15 protein-coding genes are annotated in these 16,361 nt (G+C 72.6%); 9 read left to right on the forward strand and 6 right to left on the reverse strand.

Annotated features, from left to right (window positions below; genetic code table 11):
- Positions 1-55 precede the first annotated feature (55 nt).
- Positions 56-511 (reverse strand): tellurite resistance TerB family protein, encoded by a 456-nt coding sequence (locus JK359_RS20180; protein ID WP_201837495.1) that lies wholly within the window; start codon positions 509-511, stop codon positions 56-58.
- Between the two features lie 170 nt (positions 512-681).
- Between JK359_RS20180 and JK359_RS20185 the strand changes: the two genes are divergently transcribed.
- Positions 682-1,050: an ArsR/SmtB family transcription factor gene (locus JK359_RS20185; RefSeq protein ID WP_201837496.1), complete on the forward strand. Its 369-nt coding sequence runs from the start codon at positions 682-684 to the stop codon at positions 1,048-1,050.
- Between the two features lie 68 nt (positions 1,051-1,118).
- Here JK359_RS20185 and JK359_RS20190 read toward each other — a convergent pair whose 3' ends face one another.
- Both JK359_RS20190 and JK359_RS20195 read right to left on the reverse strand, forming a co-directional pair.
- Positions 1,119-1,571, reverse strand: coding sequence for a DUF6114 domain-containing protein (locus tag JK359_RS20190; protein WP_307788191.1), 453 nt, complete (start codon positions 1,569-1,571; stop codon positions 1,119-1,121).
- 5 nt (positions 1,572-1,576) lie between these two features.
- Complete coding sequence (locus JK359_RS20195) at positions 1,577-2,272, reverse strand: DUF6230 family protein (RefSeq protein ID WP_201837605.1); 696 nt, start codon at positions 2,270-2,272, stop codon at positions 1,577-1,579.
- Positions 2,273-3,029: 757 nt separating this feature from the next.
- On the opposite strand from JK359_RS20195, the gene JK359_RS20200 reads away from it, so the two are divergent.
- Complete coding sequence (locus JK359_RS20200) at positions 3,030-3,680, forward strand: Tat pathway signal sequence domain protein (RefSeq protein ID WP_201837498.1); 651 nt, start codon at positions 3,030-3,032, stop codon at positions 3,678-3,680.
- Positions 3,681-3,699: 19 nt separating this feature from the next.
- Here the strand turns inward: JK359_RS20200 and JK359_RS20205 are convergent, their stop codons facing one another.
- Positions 3,700-4,632 carry a lytic polysaccharide monooxygenase auxiliary activity family 9 protein gene (locus JK359_RS20205; RefSeq protein ID WP_201837499.1) on the reverse strand — a complete coding sequence of 311 codons (933 nt, stop codon included), beginning with the start codon at positions 4,630-4,632 and terminating at the stop codon, positions 3,700-3,702.
- A gap of 439 nt (positions 4,633-5,071) precedes the next feature.
- Between JK359_RS20205 and JK359_RS20210 the strand changes: the two genes are divergently transcribed.
- Together JK359_RS20210 and JK359_RS20215 are read left to right on the forward strand one after the other, a co-directional pair.
- Positions 5,072-5,719: a ScbR family autoregulator-binding transcription factor gene (locus tag JK359_RS20210; protein WP_201837500.1), complete on the forward strand. Its 648-nt coding sequence runs from the start codon at positions 5,072-5,074 to the stop codon at positions 5,717-5,719.
- 22 nt (positions 5,720-5,741) lie between these two features.
- On the forward strand, positions 5,742-6,941 hold the full coding sequence (locus JK359_RS20215; protein WP_201837501.1) for a damage-control phosphatase ARMT1 family protein: 1,200 nt from the start codon (positions 5,742-5,744) through the stop codon (positions 6,939-6,941).
- On the opposite strand, the gene JK359_RS40190 is transcribed toward JK359_RS20215, so the two are convergent.
- Together JK359_RS40190 and JK359_RS20225 are read right to left on the reverse strand one after the other, a co-directional pair.
- Complete coding sequence (locus JK359_RS40190; RefSeq protein ID WP_201837503.1) at positions 6,918-8,183, reverse strand: cytochrome P450; 1,266 nt, start codon at positions 8,181-8,183, stop codon at positions 6,918-6,920. The genes JK359_RS20215 and JK359_RS40190 overlap by 24 nt on opposite strands.
- Positions 8,180-8,458: a hypothetical protein gene (locus tag JK359_RS20225; RefSeq protein ID WP_201837505.1), complete on the reverse strand. Its 279-nt coding sequence runs from the start codon at positions 8,456-8,458 to the stop codon at positions 8,180-8,182. Before JK359_RS20225 ends, JK359_RS40190 begins: the two co-directional genes overlap by 4 nt.
- Before the next feature lie 153 nt (positions 8,459-8,611).
- Here JK359_RS20225 and cyc2 point away from each other — a divergent pair, with 153 nt between their 5' ends.
- From cyc2 to JK359_RS20250, 5 genes are all read left to right on the forward strand, one after another.
- Entirely contained in the window at positions 8,612-10,774 is a 2,163-nt protein-coding gene (gene cyc2 / locus JK359_RS20230; protein ID WP_201837507.1) for a germacradienol/geosmin synthase Cyc2, read from the forward strand.
- Between the two features lie 115 nt (positions 10,775-10,889).
- A complete protein-coding gene (phsA, locus tag JK359_RS20235) occupies positions 10,890-12,827 on the forward strand; it encodes an O-aminophenol oxidase PhsA (protein ID WP_201837508.1) in 1,938 nt (645 codons plus the stop codon).
- Between the two features lie 252 nt (positions 12,828-13,079).
- Positions 13,080-13,646 carry a PDZ domain-containing protein gene (locus tag JK359_RS20240; RefSeq protein ID WP_201837509.1) on the forward strand — a complete coding sequence of 189 codons (567 nt, stop codon included), beginning with the start codon at positions 13,080-13,082 and terminating at the stop codon, positions 13,644-13,646.
- Positions 13,647-14,157: 511 nt separating this feature from the next.
- Positions 14,158-15,285: an aminopeptidase P family protein gene (locus tag JK359_RS20245; protein ID WP_201837510.1), complete on the forward strand. Its 1,128-nt coding sequence runs from the start codon at positions 14,158-14,160 to the stop codon at positions 15,283-15,285.
- A gap of 54 nt (positions 15,286-15,339) precedes the next feature.
- Positions 15,340-16,275 (forward strand): aminoglycoside phosphotransferase family protein, encoded by a 936-nt coding sequence (locus JK359_RS20250; protein ID WP_201837511.1) that lies wholly within the window; start codon positions 15,340-15,342, stop codon positions 16,273-16,275.
- Positions 16,276-16,361: the final 86 nt, after the last annotated feature.

Below are 16,361 nucleotides of genomic sequence, written 5' to 3' on the forward strand. Positions count from 1 at the left end.
GCACCGGCCTCCCTCTGCCCGGCCCGGTGCCCTCGCTCCGCTCGCGTCGCCGTCCTCAGAGGTCGAACTCGTGCGGCGGCAGGTCCAGGGCGTAGCACGCCTCGCGCACCACGGCCTGCTCGGTCTTGTCGAAGTCGCCGTCCGCGCCGCCGATGACGATGCCGATCTGGACGACCGCACGCGCCTCGGCGGGCTTCTTCTTCGCCTTGGCGACCTCCTGCAGCACGCTCACCTTGCCGAAGGAGAAGTCCGTCGTCAGCTTGTTCAGGTTCTCCTCGAAGCGGCGGCGGAGGTCGTCCGCCGGGAAGTTCTGCAACACCTCGTTCGTCGCGATGAGCTGGGCCACCCGCTGCCGCTCCGACGGGTCGACGGTCCCGTCGGCGGCTGCCACCAGCGCGCACATCGCCATGCTCGCATCGCGGAACGCACCGCTCTTCAAGTCGTTCTTCTTCGCCACCAACTGGGTCTGCATCTGCGACGCGGACTCCTTGACGCGGTCCCACAGGGCCATCCGTACTCCTCGTATCGGCTGTCCGGCGCTCCCCGGCGCCCCGACGAAAACTTCTACAGCAACGTAGAAACTAGTGGGGTGGCCGGGAAGTTCCGCGGATCTAGACTGAGCACGAAGATCCGGGGGACACAGCCGGGACACAGCAACCACACCAGGGGAGGACGGCGACAGTGGCGACAGCGCCCGGCACCGGCCACCAGGACCCCTCCGCCGAGGTGCTCGACCGGGCGGCCGCCGCTTTCGGGCTGCTGGCCTCGCCCGCCCGGCTGCACCTCGTGTGGGCGCTGGCGCACGGCGAGAGCGACGTCACCGGACTCGCCGAGCGTGTCGGCGGCGCGCTGCCCGCCGTCAGCCAGCACTTGACCAAGCTCAAGCTCGCCGGACTCGTCCGTTCCCGTCGCGAGGGCCGGCGGCAGGTGTACTTCGTCGACACCACCGAACAGGCCGCCGTCGTCGACGTCGTACGCCTCCTCGTCGGCCGGTTCACCAAGGGGGAGACGCTCGCCGCCGTACCGGCCCCCGGGCTCCGTGGCCTCTGAACCCGGGACCGGGGCCGCCCGCCGGCAGGCATCGCGGCGTCCCCGCCCCGGACTCTCCCCGGCCGCGTTCAGGCCGCCCCCTGCGCTCCCTTCGGGGCCGGCGCGCGTGCCGCGGCCCGCGCCTGCCTGCGGCGCTTGCGGCGGCCGGTGCGGGGCTCCTGGTCGGGCAGCCAGCCGAAGGCCAGGCAGCTGCCGGTGGCGCCGAGGAGGAGACCGAGGAAGAAGCCGCCCAGGTTCGAGGTGAGCCAGGTGCCCAGCGACAGCAGGACGCCGGTGATGGAGTAGAAGAGCCGCTGGGACGGGTTGAACAGGATCAGCAGGCCCAGCAGCACCATCAGGGTCGGCAGCAGATAGCCGGCCAGACCCTGCATGCCGATGTGCATGACGACCTTCAGCGAGGCCTTCTCGGTGAGCAGGATCTCGCCGCCGCCCAGGGCGAGCAGCAGCCCGCCCCAGAACGGCCGGCGGGCCCGCCATCCGCGGAAGGCGAGCCTCGGCCCCAGACGTGGACGGTCCGGCACGGTGATCAGCAACCCGACTCGCTGAACCGGAGCTTGAGGCCCGGCAGCTTGAACACGCCTGCGATGGTCGCGTAGTTGGTCTGCCGGAGTTTGGCGATGCGCACGGTGTCGGCCTGCTGGCTGAAGACGCCGATCGGGCCCTTCACCCCGGCCTTGGTCAGCGTGCTGGCGTCGTTGCCGATCTCTATGTTGTTGAACGCCGCGTCACCGGACAGCTCGGTGGAGTCGGTCGTCAGATCGCTCGCGGTGACCTTCTCCGCCCCGCTGCCCGCGGTGATCAGCAGGTTGGTGCCGCCGAGGTCGACGCTCTGGCACAGCTTGGTCAGCGTGGCGTTCTTGATCGCGGAGGTGACGACGAGCACCTGCCCGCCGGTGTCCCCGGCGTTCGGGCTGCCCTCCGCCATGTTGTCGAGGTTGCCGAACTGCTCGAATCCGGTGCCGTTGAGCTCCGTCGCGGTGACCGTGAACGGCATGCCGGAGATCGCGAACTGCACACCGAGCGCCCCCTGTGCCGTGAGGACCGCGAGGGTGGCGGCGACCAGCGTGGCGGGTACCGCCATCACCGCGGCACGGCGGGCCCGGACGCGTCCCCGTCTCTCGGCGCCGGCGGTTCCGGTGGTCTGCGGGGCTTCGGGAGGGGAACCGCTTTCCGGGTTCTCGGGGGTGTTGCCGGCGGACGGGACGTCCGGGGACGAGGCCATGTCTGCTCCCATGGGCATGGATCAATGCGGGTTGGGCTTCAGTGGCGCGGTGTCCTGGCGCGGACAGCGGCTGTCGCGTACACCTCCTCGCAACTCCCGGCGGATGCAAGGGCTTTCTCGTTACGCGGCAGTAGCCTCCGAGGAAGTTACCGCCGGTTACTTTGAAGGGTCAAGGGAAATGTGAAAAAAGGGTGTCGGATGTGCGCGGGCGGCGCCCGCCTGCACCAACTGCCCTTCTCCCGCTTGACGTTGACGGTTAATCAGGTCTACAACTTCCCCTGTTTCCACGGATCCGTGGCGCCGGATCCGGCAAGCGGCACCACCATGGACTCCCGGCATGGCCACGGCCCGTTCCTCCGGGCCGCACCGGTCGCGTCCTCGGCCGCACTCCCGGCCCACGCGGCAAGCGCTCCACGGTTCAGCACCTTCGGCGAGGCTCCGGCACGGTCGCTTCCCCCCGGCCGTTCCGTGTCCGTCCGCCCCCCTGCCCGGCCCGGCCGGAGGCCTTCCCCCGAGGCCTCCGGCCGGTGTCCGGCCCGCCGCCGTCGCCGGTCCGTCGCGTACGGAGAAGGCGCAACGGCCCAGCGCCGGCGGCATCGCGGTACCACCGCCACCTCTCGGGCGGCCGACGGCACCACCGGACCACCGCCACCTCTCGGGCGGCCGACGGCACCGCCGGACCACCGCCACCCCTCCGGCACCCCCAACCCCCCACCTCACCTCATCTGATCCCCCACTTCGGAAAAGGGGCACCCGCATGCGTACTCGCACCCTCCTCGCCGTCGCCGGCACCGCCACCGCGCTCGCCCTCAGCTGGGCCGGCCCCGCCTCCGCGGACGGCGCGGTCCTCACCACCGGTGGCACCGGCGGCACCGCGGTCGCCGTCGGCGACTCCCTCACCGCGCCGCTGGCCTCCGGCACGACAGCGAACTTCTACTCCAGCGCCACCGGCACCAGCGGCGTCAAGTGCACGTCCTCCCGGTTCACCGCGACCGTCACCGGCAACCCGGCAGCCCCCGGCACAGCCACCGAGTCCGTCACCGCGCACACCTTCGACAGCAGCACCTGCTCCAGCAACGTCACCGGTGTCCTCGGGGTCAACGGCATCACCATCGACAACCTGCCCTACTCCGCGACGGTGGCCTCCGACGGCACCCTGACCGTCCAGCCCGCCAGCGGCTCCGTCGTCCAGGCCACGGTCAAGCTGCGCACCCTGCTCGGCAGCGTCACCTGCGTCTACCAGGCGGCCGGCCTGACCGGGAAGGCCGACAACGCCGACAGCAGCATCACCTTCACCAACCAGCAGTTCACCAAGAGTTCGGGCTCGTCCCTGTGCTTCGCCAACGGCTACTTCACGGCCAGGTACGCCCCCGTCACCGACTCCGGCGCGCGGGTCTACGTCAACTGACCCGTAGACCGCGCCGGTTTCAGCGCCGTCGCAGCCGGACGGCGAGGGCGGTGCCCCCGGTGATCAGCAGCACCGCGGCGGCACCGCCCGCCACCAGTGGTGCCGACGGCCCCGTGTCACCGTGCGTGGCCTGTGCCACCGGTGCGCCGTCGTGCGCGGTGCCCGCGGGGGAGGCGTCGCCCGGCCGGGCCGCGGGAGTCGGGTTCGCCGTCGGTGACCCGGGCGCGGCCGGCGATGCGGAGCGCGGGCTCGGTGAAGTCGCCGTCGGAGCCGCCGGTTTCGTGCCCCGGCCCGGACCGGCGGCTCGCCCGCGCTCCGGGAAGACCACGTCGGAACACGAGTAGTAGGTGTCCGGCGTGCTGGTGTTCTGCCAGATCGTGTACAGCATCTGACGACCCGTCCGGTCCTTCGGCAGTGTCACCCCAAGGTGGTAGGCGCCGTCGCGCAGCGGCGGGTCGCTGATCTCGGCGAAGGGCCGTTCCGGGAGGTCGTCCCAGGCCAGCGGCTTGCCCGGGTCGTAACCCGGCTTGGTCAGATACAGCTTGAACGTGCCGGTGTGCGCAATGGTCGACGCGTACGTCAGCGTCAGCCGGCCGCCGGGCGTCAGCCGCGTCGCCGGCCAGTCCCGCCGGACCAGGTCGAGGCCGCGGTAGGCCGGCAGGTTCCCGCTGCACAGCCTGCCGTCCGGAATCACCTGCCGGTCGCGCCCTCCCACCCCTGCCACGCGCAGGTTGTCCCACGCGGTGAACGGAGCGCCGTTCGCCGCGACGGCGGCACGGCAGGCCGCGGACCGGGCGGCACCGCCGCCCTCGGGGGAGCAGGCGTAGACCCGGCTGACCGGGTCAGTGGGGGCGCCGTGGGCCTGGGCCGGCACCGCCGCCCACGGCAGGAGCAGGAGCGGTGCCGCGGCGGCGGCCACCCTGACGCCCAGTCGGGCGGTCATCCGAGTCATCCGGGACGTCTCCTCGGCAGGCACGGGAACGGGGACTGTGCGGTCCAGTACGGTCCGGGCCTCCGTCGCGTTCAGGCCGCCCGGCGCGCAGAAGCGGCCTCGGGGGCGCGAAAGCACCGACTCGTTCGGCTGTTTTGCGCCTGCTCCCGGACCCCGTTGAGGAGCCGCCCGAAAGCCTCGTATCGTGGCGATCATGGGTGCCGACGCCGGTCGGCGGAGGGCCGCCGGGCGCCGTCGCCGACGAGAGGAGGAGCCGTTCTGGTCTTGTCCGTTCACGAAGTCGCCGGGAATCCGTCCGCTGCCGGCCGTGAAGATCACACGTTTACCGCCGTGACCTGGGGACTCCGCAAACCTGTTGCCATTCTGTGAGTTATCGTATGCGGGGGGTTAAAAACAAACCGCATGTCCCGTTCGCACGCACGGCAGGAGGGGTCCCGTCATGGCGAGGCAGTTACGCGCCGAACAGACCCGCGCAACGATCATCACGGCCGCCGCCGACCTGTTCGACCGGCAAGGCTACGAGTCCACCAGCCTGAGCGACATCGTCGCACACGCGAAGGTCACCAAGGGCGCACTGTACTTCCACTTCGCCGCCAAGGAGGACCTGGCGCACGCCATCCTGGAACTCCAGGCCAGGGCCGCTCAACGGCTGGTAGCGGATGTGGAGGGCCGCGGCTGCTCCTCGCTGGAGTCCCTGATGCGCACCACGTTCGGGATCGCCCGGCTCGCCGTGGAGGACCCGGTGCCGCGCGCCGGACTCCGCCTGGCCGCGGCGGACATTGCCGTGCGGCCGCCGCTGCGGCACCCGTTCACCGAGTGGCTGGACTTCGCGACCCGCAAGTTCAACGGAGCCGTCCGGGAGTCCGATGTGCACGGTGACCTCGACGTCGGTGCCGTCGCCCACTCCCTCGTCTGCTTCTTCATCGGCACCCGGGTCGCCGGCCGCTCGCTCGAGCCCGCCGGACGGCTGCCGCGCAGAGTCGCCGAGATGTGGCACCTGATGATCCGCGGACTCGTCCCCGTGCACCGCCGCCCCCGTTACGTCGGTCTCGCCACGCAGCTGGAGCGGGAGACCAGAAGCGCCTGAGCCGGGCGATACGGTGACGGACATGCCCGACACCCCCTTCGCACCCGTGATCCTCGGCAACGAGCCCGGCTCCTTCCCGCACAGCGTGCTGGCCGAGCGGCACCCCGCGATCATCCGGCAGGTACGGGACGCCTTCCCCTACGGGCCCGGGCAGCACGAGGCGCTGGACGAACTGCTGCACAGCTGCACCGAGGGAACGGTCGAGCCGCTCCCCGCCGGCGCCCCGGACGGGGACCGGTGGCTCGCCTGGGGCCTGGCCGGACATGCCGGGCGCTCCTGGTACGACGTGCCGTGGCTGTGGTCCGAGAGCTACTTCTACCGCCGGCTGCTCGAAGCCGTCGGCTGGTTCGGGCCGGGCTCCTGGCAGGGCATCGACCCCTTCCGCCCCTTCAAACGCGCCGAACTCGACGCCTCCGAGACCGATGAGGAACTGGCGGCCCTGGACGCCCTGCAGAAGCTGCCGGAGGAGGAGCGGGCGCGCGCCCTGCTGCACGGCTCGCTGTGGGGCAACCGGGCCGACCTCGGTTTCCGGCTCTCCGCCGAGGGCGCCGGGGACCGCGAACCGGCCCCCGCCCTGGTCGCCGACGACAGCGAGACGTTGTGGTCCCTGCTGCCGCCCGCCGGAAACGGCACGCTGGTGCTGGTCGCGGACAACGCGGGCCGGGAACTCGTCCCCGATCTCCTGCTGATCGCACACCTCCTCGCCGAGGGCCGGGCCGCCCGGGCGGTGCTGCACGTCAAGCCGTACCCGTACTACGTCTCGGACGCCACCACCGCCGACGTGGTCGACGCCCTGCACCGGCTGCGCACGGCGCCGGGGGCCGCCGGTGCCTACGGGCGCGCGCTGTGGGCGGCCATGGCCGACGGCCGGCTCACCGTCCGCACCCACCCCTTCTGGTGCGCCCCGCTGCCGTACTCCGCGATGCCCGACGATCTGCGCGCCGAGTTCGCGGCGGCAACGCTGACCGTCGTCAAGGGCGACCTGAACTACCGCCGTCTGGTGGGCGACCGGCTCTGGCCGCCCACCACGGCGTTCCGGCGGACGACGGCGTACTTCCCCGGGCCGGTCGCCGCGCTGCGCACCCTCAAGTCCGACGTGATCACCGGCCTGTCGGCCGCGACCGAGTCCGCCCTGGTGGCCGCTGAGGGACAGCGCTGGCGTACGGGCGGCACGCATGCGCTGATCCAGGTCGACCCGTCAGGTGAGCAGCAGGGGCAATGACTTGACGCCGTTGATGAAGTTCGACACCAGCCGCCCGGCCGGTCCGGCCAGGCGCGGCGGCACCGGCAGGGCACGCAGTACCTCCTCGTGCAGCAGCCGCAGCTGGAGCCGGGCGAAGTGGGCGCCCAGGCACACGTGCGGGCCGTCACCGAAGGAGACGTGCGGATTGGGGGAGCGGGCCGGATCGAGCCGGTCGGGCCCGGCGAAGACGCGCTCGTCACGGTTGGCCGAGGCGTGGAACACCACGACCTTGTCGCCGGCCCGGACCTTGCGCCCGGCCAGCTCCGTGTCCCGCGCGGCGGTACGGCGGAAGGTCAGCACCGGCGGGTGCCAGCGCAGCAACTCCTCGACGGCGGACGGCATCCCCACCTTCCCGGCGCGCAGCAGCTCGTACGCCTCCGGATGCTCCGCCAGCGCCAGCAGCCCGCCCGGGGCCGCGCTGCGCACGGTGTCGTTGCCGGCGACGGTGAGCAGGAAGAAGAACATGTCCAGCTCGGCGCCGGTGAGTTCGGGGTCGTGGGCCAGCGTCGTCATGATGTCGTCGGCGGGCGACCGGCGCTTGTGCGCGGCCAGCTCGCGGGCGTACGCGAACATGTCCCGCAGCATCGCCGGTGACCGTGGATCGACCGGCCTGCCCGCCCGGTCCAGCACGGGGGCACCGGCCTCGTCCGGGTCCTGGTAGCCGATGACCCGCTGCGTCCAGTGCAGCAGCAGCCGCCGGTCGCTCTCCGGGACGCCCAGCAGATCCGCCAGGTTGAGCAGGGCGTACTCGTCGGTGACGGTGGCCACCAGGTCGGCCGTGCCGTCCCCCTGCCGCGCCGCCGCCAGGGCGTCCGCGAGCAGTGAGCGCGCCCGTCCCCGGGCGACCGCCGCGAACCGGTCCACCCGCCCCGGTGTGAAGGCCCGGCTCACCAGCCGCCGCAGCCGGCCGTGCCCGGGCGGGTCCTGGTTGAGCATCATCCGCCGGATGAACGGCAGATCCTCCGGGTCGGGGTCCCGGATCTGGGTGGCGCCGGCGTACGAGGAGTACGCCGTCGCGTCCTTCAGCACACGGACGACGTCCGCGTGCCGGGTCACCGCCCAGAACCCGGGCCCGGCGGGCCAGCCCAGCACCTCCGGCTCCTCCTGCCAGGCCACGGGATGGTGGTCGCGCAGGACCCGGTAGTCGGCGTGGGGCACCCCGGCCGCGTACCTGAGCGGATCGAAGACGTCCGGCACCGGCGGCGCCTCGCGAACACTCACGCCGGCTCACTCCCGTGCGCCGCGCGGGCCTCCCCCGGCTGGACCGCCGCGTCCGCCGCGTCCGCCGCGTCCGTCGCGGCCGTCGTGGAGGAGCCCGGGGCGTCCCGGGCCTCGCCGTAGCCGCGCCGGCCGGCCGGCACGTAGCTGAAGGAGACGCGGCCGAGGTCCGGCGGGACGGCCGCGCACACGGACCGGCCGGCGAACCAGGCGTGCACCGCGAACAGCTCGTGGGTGCCGTCGCCGTGCACCTCATGGGGCAGCACGAAGGAGGTCATGCGCCTACCGTGGCCCGCGCGCGGGGGTGCGGCAAGGGCTCGAACGCCACAGCCGCGCGCCGGAGTTCCCGGATTCGGGGGCGGTTCACGCGATGGTGTGATCATGTGCCGACGGGCGGATGGGGCTCCGGGGCGGCGGGTAGGGCCCCGGCCATGACGCAGCCGTTCGAACTCCCGCACTTCTACATGCCGTATCCCGCGCGGCTCAATCCGCACCTGGACGAGGCCCGCGCCCACTCGACCCGGTGGGCACGCGAGATGGGCATGCTGGAGGGCTCCGGGATCTGGGAGCAGGCCGACCTGGAGGCGCACGACTACGGGCTCCTGTGCTCCTACACCCACCCCGACTGCGACGGAACCGCCCTCTCGTTGATCACCGACTGGTACGTGTGGGTGTTCTTCTTCGACGACCACTTCCTCGACATGTTCAAGCGCACCCCCGACCGCGCCGCCGGCAAGGCCCACCTGGACCGCCTGCCGCTGTTCATGCCGCTCGACCCGGCAACGCCCGTGCCGGAACCGGAGAACCCGGTGGAGGCGGGCCTGAAGGACCTGTGGGCGCGGACGGTGCCGGCGATGTCCGTCGAGTGGCGCCGCCGCTTCTCCGTCGCCACCGAGCATCTGCTCAACGAGTCGATGTGGGAGCTGTCCAACATCAACGAGGGGCGCATCGCCAACCCCGTCGAGTACATCGAGATGCGCCGCAAGGTGGGCGGCGCACCCTGGTCGGCGGGGCTCGTGGAGTACGCGACCGCCGAGGTGCCCGCGGCCGTCGCCGGCACCCGGCCGCTGCGCGTCCTCATGGAGACGTTCTCCGACGCCGTCCACCTGCGCAACGACCTGTTCTCCTACCAGCGGGAGGTCGAGGACGAGGGCGAGAACAGCAACGGCGTGCTCGTCCTGGAGAAGTTCTTCGGCAGCACCACCCAGGAGGCCGCCGACACCGTCAACGACATCCTCACCTCCCGGCTCCACCAGTTCGAGCACACCGCGCTCACCGAAGTCCCCGCCGTCGCCCTCGAGAAGGGCCTCGGTGCCGCCGAGGTGGCCGCGGTCGCCGCCTACACGAAGGGGCTGCAGGACTGGCAGTCCGGCGGCCACGAGTGGCACATGCGTTCCAGCCGTTACATGAACAAGGGGGCGCGGTCCGACTCGCCCTGGCAGCTGACGAAGGGGCCCGGCATCTCCGCCGCCGACGTCGGCGCGCTCCTCGCATCGGCCGCCCAGGAGCGCGTACGCGCCTACTCCCACGTGCCCTACCAGAAGGTCGGTCCGGCCCGGATCCCCGACCTGTACATGCCCTTCGAGGTACGGCTCAGCCCGCACCTGGACGTGGCCCGCGCCCGCCTCGTCGACTGGTGCCACCGGACGGGCATCCTCCGGGAGGGCGTCTGGGACGAGGACAAGCTCGCCGCCTGCGACCTCGCCCTGTGCGCCGCCGGCCTGGACCCGGACGCCACCCCAGCGGCCCTCGACCTCAGCGCGCAGTGGCTCGCCTGGGGCACCTACGCCGACGACTACTACCCGCTGGTGTACGGCCACCGCAGGGACATCGCCGCCGCCCGGCTGACCACCGCCCGCCTCTCGGAGTGCATGCCCGTGGAGGGCGAGCCGGCCGTGGTACCCGCCGACGCCATGGAACGGGCACTGGCCGACCTGTGGCTGCGGACCACGGCCGGGATGACCCCCGACCAGCGGCGCACCCTCAAGGCCTCCGTGGACGCCATGACCGAGAGCTGGGTCTGGGAACTGTCCAACCAGTTGCAGAACCGCATCCCCGACCCGGTCGACTACCTGGAGATGCGGCGGGCGACCTTCGGCTCCGACCTCACCCTGAGCCTGTGCCGGATGGGCCACGGCCCAGCGATCCCCGCCGAGGTGTACGCCAGCGGACCGGTGCGCTCCCTGGAGAACGCCGCCATCGACTACGCCTGCCTCGTCAACGACGTCTTCTCGTACCAGAAGGAGATCGAGCACGAGGGCGAGATCCACAACGCCGTCCTGGTCGTGCAGAACTTCTTCGGCGTGGACTACCCGGCAGCGCTCGGCGTCGTCAGCGATCTGATGACCCAGCGCATGCAGCAGTTCGAGCACGTGATCGCCAACGAACTGCCCGTCCTGTACGAGGACTTCCGGCTGTCGGCCGAGGCGCGGACGGTCATGGACGCCTATGTGCTGGACCTGAAGAACTGGCTGGCCGGAATCCTCCACTGGCACCGGGAGGTCGACCGTTACAGGGCCGAGTGGCTCGGCCGCCGCTCCCACGGATTCCTGCCCGACCGTGCGCCCGCCCTGCCGGCGCTGAGCCTCGGCTGACGATCTCGGAATCTTTTCGTACGGAACGAGGCATTCAGGGAACTTCGGTGAGTCTCCGGGAGTCTTGCGGAGCAAGGGGAACAACAGACCGCTGAACACACGGGGGTGTTCGACCTTGACCGAGACGATCGAAAGGCTCACCGGACAGAGCGCGGCGGAGCCGGCTCCGGCCCAGCGGACCGCGGCGGAGGGGGCCGAGCCGGAGGGGTCGGCGGTGGAGAGGGCTGCGGCGGAGGCCGGCGAACTGACGCCCTACGTAGCGCCGCTGGCCGTCCCGCCCGTGCTGCGGCCCGCCGCGGACGACGTCCTGCACGAGACCGAGATCGCCCTGCGCCCCACCTGGGTGCGCCTGCACCCGCAGCTCCCGCCGACCCTGATGTGGGGGTACGACGGTCATGTGCCGGGCCCGACCATCGAGGTCCGGCGCGGGCAGCGCATCCGCATCGCCTGGACCAACCGCATCCCGAAGGAGAGCGAGTACCCGGTCACCTCGGTAGAGGTGCCGCTGCGCACGGACGGCCGCCCACAGGCCACCACCGAGCCCGGCCGCGAGGGGGCCGAGCCGAACAAGGACGTCGCCGCCCTGCCCGCCTGGTCGGTGACGCATCTGCACGGCGCCCAGACCGGCGGCGGCAACGACGGCTGGGCGGACAACGCCGTCGGCCACGGCGACGCCCAGCTCGCCGAGTACCCGAACGACCACCAGGCGGTGCAGTGGTGGTACCACGACCACGCGATGAACATCACCCGCTGGAACGTGATGGCGGGCCTGTACGGCACCTACCTCGTCCGTGACGAGGAGGAGGACGCCCTCCAACTGCCCTCCGGCGAGCGCGAGATCCCGCTGCTCATCGCCGACCGCAATCTCGACACCGACGAGGACGGCCGGCTCAACGGACGGCTGCTGCACAAGACGGTGATCGTCCAGCAGCGCAACCCGGAGACCGGGAAGCCGGTCTCCATCCCGTTCACCGGCCCGTACACCACGGTCAACGGCCGCATCTGGCCCTACGCCGACGTGGACCCGGCCTGGTACCGCTTCCGGCTGGTCAACGCCTCCAACGCGCGCATCTTCGACCTCGTCCTGATCGATGAGGACGGCGAGCCGGTGCCGGGGACCGTCCACCAGATCGGCAGCGACGGCGGACTGCTGCCGCGCCCGGTGCCGGTCGACTTCGACGCCGACCTGCCCGCGCTGACCGCCGCACCGGCCGAGCGCTTCGACCTGCTGGTCGACTTCCGGGCCCTGGCCGGCCGCACCCTGCGGCTGGTGAACAAGGGCCGCAACCAGCCCGCGGGCGTGCCCGACCCGGCCGGCGACGTGCCGTACCCGGCCGTGCTGGAGTTCCGGGTCGGGGAGGGCTGCGAGGAGGACACCTTCGAACTGCCCGAGGTGTTGTCCGGCTCCTTCCGCCGCCTCACCCACGACATCCCGCACGGCCACCGCCTGGTGCTGCTCACCCCGCCCGCCACCAAGGGCGCAGGAGGCCACCCCGAGATCTGGGAGATGACCGAGGTCCAGGACACCACCGGCCTCAAGCTCCCGGCCGACGGCATCGTCCAGATCACCGGACCCGACGGCACCACCAAGACGTACCGGCGCGGCGCGCGCACCTTCAACGACGGGCTCGGTTTCACGATCGGCGAGGGCAGCCACGAGCAGTGGAGCTTCCTCAACCTCGCGCCGATCGTGCACCCCATGCACATCCACCTGGCCGACTTCCAGCTGCTGGGCCGGGACGCCTACGACGTCTCCGGCTTCGACCCGGCGGTGGGCGGCACCCGCACACCGATCCGGCACGACGCGGGGACGGCGGTACCGCTCGCGCCCAACGAGCGCGGCCACAAGGACGTCTTCCGGGTGCCGGGGAGCCAGTTGCTCCGGGTCATGGGCCGTTTCGACGGCGCGTACGGCCGGTTCATGTACCACTGTCACCTGTTGGAGCACGAGGACATGGGCATGATGCGGCCCTTCGTCGTCATGCCGCCCGAGGCCCTGAAGTTCGACCACGGCGGGGCGCACGGCGGCCACGGCGGGGGCCACACGGGCTGAGACGACGGCGGTCACACGGGCTGCGACGACGGCGGTCACACGGGCTGCGACGGGGGGACGGTCACTCCGGCCGGACGAGCCGGAAACCCGCGTGCTCGGCCACGGCTCGCGCCGGCACCCGGACCACCGGGTGCGGGTGCGAGCCGGTGCCAGCTATGGCTACCCTCCGCCACCCTTCGGCCATTCTCACTCGTTCGTGTCTTGTCGCGGCCCACCGCCCCGGGTAGAGCACCAGCCGGAGGCGAGCGAACCATGGAACAGACTGCGTTGCGTCCCAAGCCGATGCCCGGCCAGGACCGGGGGCGGAAGGACGGCACGTCCGGCCCGGCCAAGCGACCGCACGCCGCTCGCCGGCGCGGACGGCGGCTGCGGACCCTGTTGTTCGGCGTGTGCACCGGCACCGTGCTGCTGCTCTGCGGTGCCGGCCTCGGCACGGTCGGCGCCACGGTGATCGGCATGAGCCGGCTCGCCGAGCTGCAGGGCCAGGCCGCGCCGCACGCCTCCCCCGCCCCGGCCGCGCCCCCTGCCGCGCCGAGCCCCGCCCCCCTCCCGCCCTCTGCCACCCTCGGTGTGGAAGCGGTGGACGCCGGGAAGGTGGGTGCGCTGGTGGTCGGCGTGCACGTGCCCGGCCCCGGCTACTCGGCGGGACTGGTCCGCGGGGACGTTGTGCTCCAGTTCGGCGCGGTCCGCGTGGACACCGCCGTCGACCTCGCCCGAGCGGTCGTCCGCTGCCGCCCCGGCAAGGCGGTGCTCCTCACCGTGCGCCACAGCGCCGGCGGCTACCAGCAGTTGCCGGTGATCCCCGGGGTGGTGACCTGACAGATCCGGAGTCCTGACCGAAGCGGAACCCGAGCACTGAGCGAAGCGGAACCCGAGCCCTGACCCAAGCCGGAACTGGAGCCTTGAGCGAAGCCGGAACTGGAGCCCTGACCGAAGCCTCGACCGAAACCGGAACCGAAGCCCTGAGCGAAGCCGGAGCCGAAGCCTCGATCGAAACCGGAACCGAAACCCTGACCGGAGCCGGAGCCGGAGCCGGAGCCGGAGCCGGAGCCGGAGCCGGAGCCGGGCCTGACTGCCGGTGCTGCACCCGCGTCCGCCCCCGGCCACGGACCGGCCGCGTCCCCGGAACGGCTGCCCCGGTCCCGTACACGCCGGGAAACCCGCTGGTCGCCCTCCGTCCCAGGCGTCATCATGGGCCCATGCCCAGCCCCCTCGCCGCACACCACGGGACGCCGGTCCCCGGGGCCGGCTCGCGTGGCCCTGTCCGGGCGGGCAGGATGCTGCCCGAGACGCCGTCGCCCCGTTTCCTCACCCGCGCCCGGAGGCCCGGATGACCGGTACCACGCCCGCGCCCTTCACCGCCGCCGACTACCGGGCCCGCATGGCGCGTGCCGTGCGGTCCGCCGCCGACGCCGGCCTCGCGGGGCTGCTCGTGGCCCCGGGACCGGACATGGTGTGGCTCACCGGCTACACGCCCACCGCGGTCACCGAACGGCTCACCGTGCTGGTCCTCGCCCCCGGCCGGGACCCGGTGCTCGTCGTGCCCACCCTCGAGGCCCCCGACGCCGAGGAGGCGGCCGGCGCCGCCGCGCTTACCCTGCGCGACTGGACCGACGGCAAGGACCCCTACGGCGTCACCGCCGCACTCCTCGACGACCGCGGCCGGTTCGGCATCAGCGACAACACCTGGGCGATGCACCTGCTCGGTCTCCAACGCGCTCTGCCCGGCACCTCCTACGCCTCCCTCACCGACGCCCTGCCCATGCTCCGCGCCGTCAAGGACAGCGCCGAGCTGGAACTGCTGGCAGCCGCCGGAGCGGCTGCCGATGCAACGTTCGAGGAGATCCGGAAGGTTACCTTCGCCGGCCGCCGCGAGTCCGACGTCGGCCACGACCTCGCCGGCCTGCTGCGCCGCTTCGGCCACTCCCAGGTCGACTTCACCATCGTCGGCTCCGGCCCCAACGGCGCGAACCCGCACCACGAGATCGGCGACCGCGTCATCCAGCGGGGCGACATGGTCGTCCTGGACTTCGGCGGCCTGAAGGACGGCTACGGCTCCGACACCACCCGCACGGTCCACGTCGGCGAGCCCACCGAGGAGGAGCGCCGGGTCCACGACGTCGTGCGCGCCGCCCAGGAGGCCGGCTTCCGGGCCGTACGCCCGGGCGTGGCCTGTCAGGAGGTCGACCGCGCCGCCCGCGCGGTGATCGCCGACGCCGGGTACGGCGAATACTTCATCCACCGCACCGGCCACGGCATCGGCGTCACCACGCACGAGCCGCCGTACATGATCGAGGGCGAGGAGCAGCCGCTCGTGCCCGGCATGTGCTTCTCCGTGGAACCGGGCGTCTACCTGCCCGGCCGGTTCGGGGTGCGCATCGAGGACATCGTCACGGTCACCGAGGACGGCGGGCGCCGCCTCAACAACACCACCCGTGAGATGGTCATAGTGGACTGACAGGCTCGGAAGGACCCTTTTCTCGAAGACACCCGGAACGGCGACGCACACCTCATGACCCAGGCACCGACACCCACCGCGGACAGCGTCCGCAGACTGGTCCGTTCGCTGCTCAAGGAGGGCGACGACGGCACCGGAGGCCCCGACGTGCGGCCCGTGACGGAGGACCGCGAGCACACCTGGTGGATCGGCGGCCGCCATGTGCTGCGTCTCGCACCCGACCGCGAGGCCGCCGTCCGCCGCCGCCGGGAACTGCGCCTGCGCGACCTGATCCGCCCGCACCTGCCCGTGGCCGTTCCGGTCAGCGTCGCGCACGGCGACTGGGCGCCCGGTCTCGCCTACACCCTCGACATCCGGGTGCCCGGCGGCACGGCCGACGAGCACGACGTCTCCGCCGTCGGCGAGGCCGACCTCGCCGGGCTGCTCACCGGGCTGCGCGCGGTGCCGGCCCGCCAGGCGGAGGCCCTCGGTGTGCCGCGCGCCGCACCGCGCTCGCTGGAGGCGCTGCGCCGGATGGCCGTGCACGCCGCCGAACGGCTCGCCGCCGCCGACGAGTTCGACGCGGCCCGGCTGCACCAGCTGACGCCGCCCGGCGCGGCCCAGCTCGCCGCGCAGTCCGGCACCGCGGTCCTGATCCACCACGGACTGACCGGCGCGCACGTGGTGGTCAGCGCCGACGGACGGGTGCGCGGCATCCTGGACTGGACCGCGGCGGCGCTCGGCGACCCCGCGGAGGACATCGCCGGGCTCGCCCTGGCCGTCGGCTCCCCGGCCGCCGTCCGCGCCGCCACCCTCGCCGGCTACGGCGCCCGTCCCTGCCTGCGCGGCCTGTGGCTCGCCCGCTGCGACACCGTCATCCGGCTCACCGACCACCTGGAAGGCCGCGCCACCGGCTCGCTGCCCCTGCTGCGGACCCAGCTGCGGCGCGTCTGGGAGCCGATCCTGCTGGAGCGGGTGACGGACTTCCAGGAGGGCGAGACGCAGGCGTAGCCGCCCGCTCAGGGCTGCAGAGCCGCAGCGGCCCAGCCGCCTGGCTGCAGAGCCGTAGCGGCCCGCTCAGCCGCCCGGCTCCAGAG

Source organism: Streptomyces actinomycinicus (assembly GCF_016741775.1).
In the GTDB taxonomy this organism is placed as follows: domain Bacteria; phylum Actinomycetota; class Actinomycetes; order Streptomycetales; family Streptomycetaceae; genus Streptomyces; species Streptomyces actinomycinicus.